Consider the following 6,383-nt stretch of genomic DNA (forward strand, 5'->3'; position numbering starts at 1 on the left):
CCTGTTCCAGTTCAGCCGAGGTCGCAAGGACCTGGTGCAGCAGAAGAAGCTCTTGCGCGACTACCGTGACTTTGAGCAATACCAGGAGATCGCTAAAGCCACCCAGGATCCGGAGATGCAGCGCTCGGTACGGATCATCGAGGCCTACTTCGACCTGCCCAAGCGCATCGAGCAGCTGCGGCGCTGCGCGGTGGCCAGCGAGCTGGATGCCACGGTCACCTTGACGACCGCGCACAAGGCCAAGGGCTTGGAGTGGGACTTCGTGGGGCTCTATGACGATTTCAGTGCTGATCCGCTGGCACCCGAGATCGACCGGGCCAGCCGCGACGATGAACTGAACCTGCTGTATGTCTCGGTGACCAGGGCCATGCAGATCCTGGCGGTGAACTCGCTGGTGATCGACATAATGCAGCGATACAAGGAGCAATACGGGAGTATCGCTGGCAGGAAAGACACAACTGACTGATAACCCCGCGTGAGATGTTATAGATACCCTACGCGTCTCTTGAGCTCCTGTGCAATGTCACCCATTGCCACGACATCTAAGGCTTGTGCTGCGTTTGTCTCGAATGAGGCTAAAAGCCCTCTGGATGTCGCGATCTTGATTAGTAACGGCTCATCGTCACCAACGGCAATCACCACGTCGACATGAAAGTCTTCGGGAAAGTAGCCTGCAATGTATAGCAGGAAGCGAGAGCGGTGTTCGGGCGGCATGGTTGGTCCCTTGGCCATTGAAGAGTTGAGCACTCACATAATTCCGATTGCAGCGCTCCTTCACTCAGCAGATACCTTCAGATCAGCACTGGCTTTTCCTGATGCGGTCAGCTACCGCACCGGCGATACGCCGACGTGGCTTCTGCTTGTGCCGGAGATACTCAGATCGGCACTGATCGAATAGATCAGCTGCCGCCTTGAGAAGCTGCTTGCCTTGCGGGGCTGTAAGCCGGCCGAAGTCGAGCAGCGCTAGGATGTAACCCTCAAGCTGCCCGTACAGCCTGGCTAGATGTCCTAGTCCCATGATGGCCATAGCATGGGTAAGGTCCTGCCAGCGTTGTCTGGCTTCTTCGGGGAGAAAGGCAGTCTCGGTCATACGACCTCCCGTGATTTCTCTGCAGACCACGAAACACCGAATTTTGTTCTGGACCAACTACTCTTTAAACCTTGGGCCGCTCAATGATGAGCTAATGCATCGTCGTATGAGCAGACAGCATCCGCTCAATCGCCTTGGCCCGTTCTACCTCTTCAGTGTAAAGCCGTAAGCGTGTCTGCAACTCAGATTTCGCATTTCGAATACGTTTATGACTGCTCGCCAGCTCGGCCTCTAAAAGATGTCGCTCATGCGGAGTAAGCCCATTGCCTTTGCCTAATTTTTTCATTACCACCTCGCCACGGCGATCAAAAAAGCTTCGACTGAGATAGACCAATACTGTTCAAAAAAAACTATAAGCGAAACGCCTTCAATAGCTTTTCCTTATCGTTTCGCTTACAGGTATCTAGCTCAAGATCCGAAATAGATAAACCTTCATGTACGTGGATAAGGTTTCGTCTGGCGAGGAACTGGCGGCCAGGGCAATGATGGCCGATCCATCGAACTGGAGCCGTACATGTCCCCTGCCCGCTTCGAATACCACACCGAATTCGCGCCCCTTACCTACCGCGTCCAAGAGCGCGGCTGGCTGCTGTTCAAGCAAGAGGTGCAAACCGGTACGCCTGACATCGCCGCCTTCCTCGCCGATCCCGAGCGACAGGCGCGGCTACAAGTCCTCGGCGCCGACGGCTGGGAACTGGTCAGCGTGCAGCCAGTGCTAGAAGGCCGCGCCCAGATCGGTCAGCAGACTGCTCAGGGCAATCAGGGCTGGGGTGTTGGCTATGCGGTGGCCACCGGCTTTCTGCTGTTTTTCAAGCGACTTATTGCCCCGACGCAAAGTCAGTAAACAAGCGGGTTTGCAACCTATTTGGGTGCAGTAATGGTTTCCCGCTGACCTCGCCTACGACCCTCGGCATCCTGTGCGGCATCCACCCGCTAGCCCAGGGCCCTGCTGTGAAACTGTCTTTCTACTCTCGCACGCCAACCCGCCGCCTTGCCCTTTCCGGCAGTCTGGCCATCGCGCTCGGGATCCTGACGAGCCAGGCCCAAGCCGCCGGCACCGCCTCCGAGCAGGCCAACGTCGACGTGATGATCCGTCAGCTCAATGCTGTCGAGGCCGTCGCCCGGCGCAGCGCCGAGTTGCCCAGCGATGGCAGCACCCGCTACCGCCTGGACTACAACCGTCTGGCCGCTGACATCGCGCGGATCCGCCAGGGCCTGCAGGACTACCTGGCACCAAGCCGCGCGCAGCCGCGCGATGCGGCCGAACTCTCCGGTCAGTACCAGCGCGAAGGCGCGCAGCCATGAGCATGACCGCGGCGCAGACCTCTGCCTTTCAGGCGGCGAGCGGTATTCCGCCCTCCGCCAGCAACCTGTTCTGGCTCTCCGCGGCGATGGCCGTCACCACCCTCTGGTTCGCCTGGCTCGCCATCAGCCTCTACAAGGGCTGGGCGAATCAGAACCTCAAACCCGCCGCGGCCAAGGGCGCCCTCATCAAGGGGCTGATCCTCTACTTCGTCCTGTCCTGGCTGATCTTGCATTAACCCCCCTCGAGGAGAAATCCATGCTGCCCCTCAAACGTCTGTTCACCCTCGGCGCTCGCGCCAAATGCTTCACTTCTACGGTAGCCGGCCTGGCCTTGCTGCCTGCCGTCAGCCAGGCCGCCCTACCCAGCGCCCAAGCGCCCTCGCGCGGCGAAGGTTCTACCTGGCTCGAAACCCTCAAGAACTACGGCTACGACGGCTTCATGCTGATTGCCTTGGTCTTGTGTGCCTTTGTCCTGATCGTTGTGGCTACCCATGGCGTCGGTGTCTATCACGAGATCCATACGGGCAAAAAAACCTGGAAAGACCTAGGCGCCACGGTTGTCGTCGGCGTGATTCTCATCGGCTTGGTGATCTTCATCGTCACCAAAGCCAGCGGCATCATGTAAGGCAGGACGGCGCAGATGGACATCACCCAGGACCTGCACGAGGACGGCACGCTTCGCTTCTTGCCAAATCGCCTCAATACCCAACCCGTCGTCGTGGGCGGCCTGACCACCGACGAGATGTTCGCCACCATCATCGTCTGCGCCTCCTTCGGCTTTGTGGTCGGCATCCCGTTGGCATTTTTCACCACACCGGCCATGCCGATTTTTGCCGCACTGGCCTGTGGATCCCTGGGGCTTGTGCTCGCCGGCCGGCTGCTACGTCGCTGGAAGCGCGGCCGCCCGGAAACGTGGCTGTGGCGGCAGGTGGAATGCCGTCTTGCCCATTGGGGCATTGCCGGGCGCCGCCTGGTGATCCGTAGCGGCAGCTGGACCTGTAAGCGGATGGTGGGGCTATGAGTCGCGCCTGGAAGCTGTCCGACTCGCAGCGCGCCCATATCACGACCTTGCGGCTGGCACTGGGTCTCATGACCGGCATCGCCATGTGGAATGGCTATGGCTGGTCCACGGCGCCGAAGGATCTCACCGTTCATGTGCCGCCGGACCTACGCTCAGGCAGCACGCGCCCCTGGTGGGAGATACCGCCTGAATCGGTCTATGCCTACGCCTTCTACATCTTCCAGCAGATGAACAGCTGGCCATCCGACGGCGAGAAGAATTACAGCGACAACATCGCGCGGCTGGCCAACTTCATCACCCCGTCCTGCAAGGTCTACCTGGAAGGCGATGAGGCCTTGAAACGTAATGCCGGCGAATTGCGCAGGCGCGTCCGCAACGTGGCGGAGATACCCGGATCGGGCTATGGCGATGACCCCTCCCGGCGCGTCCAGGTGCTGGGCAATAGCGAGTGGACCGTCATGCTCGATGTCGTCGCGAACGAGTACCTGGGCGGCGAGAAGGTCAAGACAGCGCTCACGCGCTACCCGCTGCATGTCGTCAGAGCCGACGTCGATCCTGAGAAAAACCCCTGGGGCATGAAGTGGGACTGCTACAGCGGTCAGCCGCAGCGGATCGAGGCCGGCATCGAAGTTAAAGCCCGAGGTACACCATGAGGTCCAGTCATTCCCTCGCCTTGGTGCTGGGCGGCCTGCTGCTGAGCAGCCTCGCCCAGGCCATCGAGATCCGCAAATGGGAGCGCGTCCCCTTTGGTGGTGGGCCAGGAGCGGATCCTGTTCGTCGACGCCAACGTCCGCGTCGGCGTACCTCCGGCCATCGCCGACAAGATCCGGGTGCAAAGCACCGGCGGCGCCATCTACCTGCTGGCCAAGGACGCCATCGAGCCAAGCCGCCTGCAGCTGCAGAACGCGGCCACCGGCGAAATCATGCTGGCCGACATCGCGGCGACCCCCGCCCAGGAAGGCCATGCGCCGCTGGAAGCCATCAAGATCGTGCCCGGCGATACGACCCCGACCCGATATGGCCAGGCAGCTTCGACCAGCGCAAGCAATGCCTCAAAGGCCACAGCCAAGGCCAGCAGTCAGGCTGATGAAGATGACGACGAGCCGGCCCCACCCAAGCGCGAGACACCGGTCCCTGTCGTGCTTACGCGATATGCCGCCCAGATGCTCTATGCCCCGCTGCGTACGGTGGAGCCGGTCGATGGCGTCGCCCAGGTCAAGGTCGACAAGCGACTGGAGCTGTCGACGCTGCTGCCAGCCCTGCCCGTTGAGGCCAGCCAGTTGGGCGCTTGGCGGTTGGACGACCATTGGGTGACTGCCGTAAAGCTGCGTAACCAGACCGGCCAGCGCCTAGCCCTGGATCCCCGCGAGCTGATGGGCGACTTCGCCACGGCGACCTTTCAGCACCCCTACCTCGGTGCGCGCGGAGATGCCAGCGATACCACTGTGCTCTACCTGGTCACCAAGGACCACGGCCTTGGCCAGTCGCTACTGCCCAGCCTGAGCGCTGCTGATCCACGGGTGAGCCCGGAGGCACGCCATGCAGCTCAGAAGTAACCCGCTCCTCAAATACGCCCTGCTACCCCTCCTTGTCCTGGTGGTTTTCGTCGGGGTAAAAATGCTCGGTCGCGGCAAGCCTGCAGAGCCTGAGCAGCCGCAATCCGCCCAGCTCACCCCCGAACAGGCCAAGGCGCTCGGCATTGAAGGTGATACGGCCAACGACACCCTGCGCACCATCGTCGCCGAGAGTCGACAGCTGAAAGATCAAATGAGCAAGGTCCTGAAAGACAACGAAGAGGCCAAGCGGGAGAACGAAGGTCTCAAGGCTCAACTGAGCAACATCAACAGCACGGTCGACAACCGCGTCCAGGCGGGTATCAACCAGGGCATGGAGAATCAGCAGAAGCAGACCCAAGGACTCGTCGATAATTTGCAGAAGCAGCTCAACACCCTGTCGCAGATGGGCAGTCAGTTGGGCGGCGCTGCAGGTACTGGCGGCGATATGCCTATCGGGCTCGGCATCAACCCGGGCGAAGGCAACCAGTTCAAGAAAGGCAGCGGCAGCTCAGACCTAGTCTGGATTGAGCCGCAGGACGGTACGGCGGTCGATGCCAACGGCAAACCGCTCGCTGCCGGCAGTGGCCAGGCGGCCAGCGGCTTCGCCTTTCCAACGTCATTCGGCACCGCTGGCCAGAAGACCCTGGACGCAGCCTCAGGTAGTGCGCAGCGCGCCGCCGATGGGATGGGGGGCGATGAGCAGACGCGCAAGAAAGTCCGCAAGGTCTACACCCTGCCGCAGAACTCGACACTGATGGGCTCGGTATCCATGACCGCCCTGGTGGGCCGCGTACCGGTCGACGGCACGGTCAATGACCCCTACCCCTTCAAGGTGCTGATCGGTCCGGACAACCTGACCGCCAACGGCATCGACTTGCCCGACGTCGCCGGCGCTGTCGTGAGCGGTACCGCCTCAGGCGATTGGACCCTGTCCTGCGTGCGTGGCCAGATCCGCAGCATGACCTTCGTCTTCACCGACGGCACCGTGCGTACCCTGCCGGCAGCGCAAGAGAACGGCGGTCAGCAGAACAACCAGAACGCCTCTACCAATGGCCAGCCGGCCGTGGTCCAGGGGGGCATGGGCTGGATCAGCGATCCCTACGGTATCCCCTAACGCTGCCCAGTACATCGGCTCTCAAGCCCTGATCACGGCCGCCGGCGCCGGCGCGGCCTCGCTCATCAAGAGCGATGGCAGCAGCTCGAGCTACGTGCAGACCTCCAGCGGCACCCTCGGCACGACCGGAATCTCCGGCAACGAGGCCATGGGCAAGATCCTGAACCAGGGCGTTAGCGACATCTCCACCTGGGTAAACAAGCTCTACGGCCAGGCCTTCGCCGCCATTTACGTCCAGCCTGGGGTGTGGTTTCAACCGGTCGACGCAACAGCGTGGTTAAAACACTCGGCGGGAGT

The 6,383-nt window shown here is 61.3% G+C and carries 8 protein-coding genes and 2 pseudogenes; 9 read left to right on the plus strand and 1 reads right to left on the minus strand.

The genetic code is table 11. The features are described 5' to 3' along the window. Window positions 1-466 (plus strand): 3'-5' exonuclease (locus tag GSQ95_RS21925; RefSeq protein ID WP_158973906.1); only part of this gene is annotated, 466 nt, incomplete at its 5' end. Between the two features lie 330 nt (window positions 467-796). Here GSQ95_RS21925 and GSQ95_RS21930 read toward each other — a convergent pair. Beyond that, entirely contained in the window at window positions 797-1,090 is a 294-nt protein-coding gene (locus tag GSQ95_RS21930) for a hypothetical protein (RefSeq protein WP_158897053.1), read from the minus strand. A 514-nt stretch (window positions 1,091-1,604) separates the two neighbouring features. Between GSQ95_RS21930 and GSQ95_RS21935 the strand changes: the two genes are divergently transcribed. From GSQ95_RS21935 to GSQ95_RS21970, 8 genes and pseudogenes are all read left to right on the plus strand, one after another. Beyond that, window positions 1,605-1,934, plus strand: a complete 330-nt coding sequence (locus GSQ95_RS21935; RefSeq protein WP_158897052.1) for a hypothetical protein — start codon at window positions 1,605-1,607, stop codon at window positions 1,932-1,934. A 164-nt stretch (window positions 1,935-2,098) separates the two neighbouring features. After that, window positions 2,099-2,395, plus strand: a complete 297-nt coding sequence (locus GSQ95_RS21940) for an RAQPRD family integrative conjugative element protein (protein WP_241493299.1) — start codon at window positions 2,099-2,101, stop codon at window positions 2,393-2,395. Next, on the plus strand, window positions 2,392-2,631 hold the full coding sequence (locus tag GSQ95_RS21945) for a TIGR03758 family integrating conjugative element protein (protein ID WP_145009930.1): 240 nt from the start codon (window positions 2,392-2,394) through the stop codon (window positions 2,629-2,631). Before GSQ95_RS21940 ends, GSQ95_RS21945 begins: the two co-directional genes overlap by 4 nt. 20 nt (window positions 2,632-2,651) lie before the next feature. Continuing rightward, window positions 2,652-3,020 (plus strand): TIGR03745 family integrating conjugative element membrane protein, encoded by a 369-nt coding sequence (locus GSQ95_RS21950; protein ID WP_158897050.1) that lies wholly within the window; start codon window positions 2,652-2,654, stop codon window positions 3,018-3,020. 15 nt (window positions 3,021-3,035) lie between these two features. Beyond that, entirely contained in the window at window positions 3,036-3,416 is a 381-nt protein-coding gene (locus GSQ95_RS21955) for a TIGR03750 family conjugal transfer protein (protein WP_058778635.1), read from the plus strand. Further along, window positions 3,413-4,069: a PFL_4703 family integrating conjugative element protein gene (locus tag GSQ95_RS21960; RefSeq protein WP_158897049.1), complete on the plus strand. Its 657-nt coding sequence runs from the start codon at window positions 3,413-3,415 to the stop codon at window positions 4,067-4,069. Before GSQ95_RS21955 ends, GSQ95_RS21960 begins: the two co-directional genes overlap by 4 nt. Then, window positions 4,066-4,972 (plus strand): annotated as a pseudogene (locus tag GSQ95_RS21965) (TIGR03749 family integrating conjugative element protein). Before GSQ95_RS21960 ends, GSQ95_RS21965 begins: the two are co-directional and overlap by 4 nt. Then, a pseudogene (locus GSQ95_RS21970) lies at window positions 4,956-6,383 on the plus strand (TIGR03752 family integrating conjugative element protein); the annotation flags it as partial. The pseudogenes GSQ95_RS21965 and GSQ95_RS21970, both read left to right, overlap by 17 nt.

It is taken from the genome of Pseudomonas sp. BAV 4579, assembly GCF_009765395.1.
In the GTDB taxonomy this organism is placed as follows: domain Bacteria; phylum Pseudomonadota; class Gammaproteobacteria; order Pseudomonadales; family Pseudomonadaceae; genus Chryseomonas; species Chryseomonas aestiva.

Coding starts and splice junctions, on each gene's coding strand:
- GSQ95_RS21930 (WP_158897053.1), bottom strand. CDS start 1,090: ATGACCGAGACTGCCTTTCTCCCCGAAGAAGCCAGACAACGCTGGCAG.
- GSQ95_RS21935 (WP_158897052.1), top strand. CDS start 1,605: ATGTCCCCTGCCCGCTTCGAATACCACACCGAATTCGCGCCCCTTACC.
- GSQ95_RS21945 (WP_145009930.1), top strand. CDS start 2,392: ATGAGCATGACCGCGGCGCAGACCTCTGCCTTTCAGGCGGCGAGCGGT.
- GSQ95_RS21950 (WP_158897050.1), top strand. CDS start 2,652: ATGCTGCCCCTCAAACGTCTGTTCACCCTCGGCGCTCGCGCCAAATGC.
- GSQ95_RS21955 (WP_058778635.1), top strand. CDS start 3,036: ATGGACATCACCCAGGACCTGCACGAGGACGGCACGCTTCGCTTCTTG.
- GSQ95_RS21960 (WP_158897049.1), top strand. CDS start 3,413: ATGAGTCGCGCCTGGAAGCTGTCCGACTCGCAGCGCGCCCATATCACG.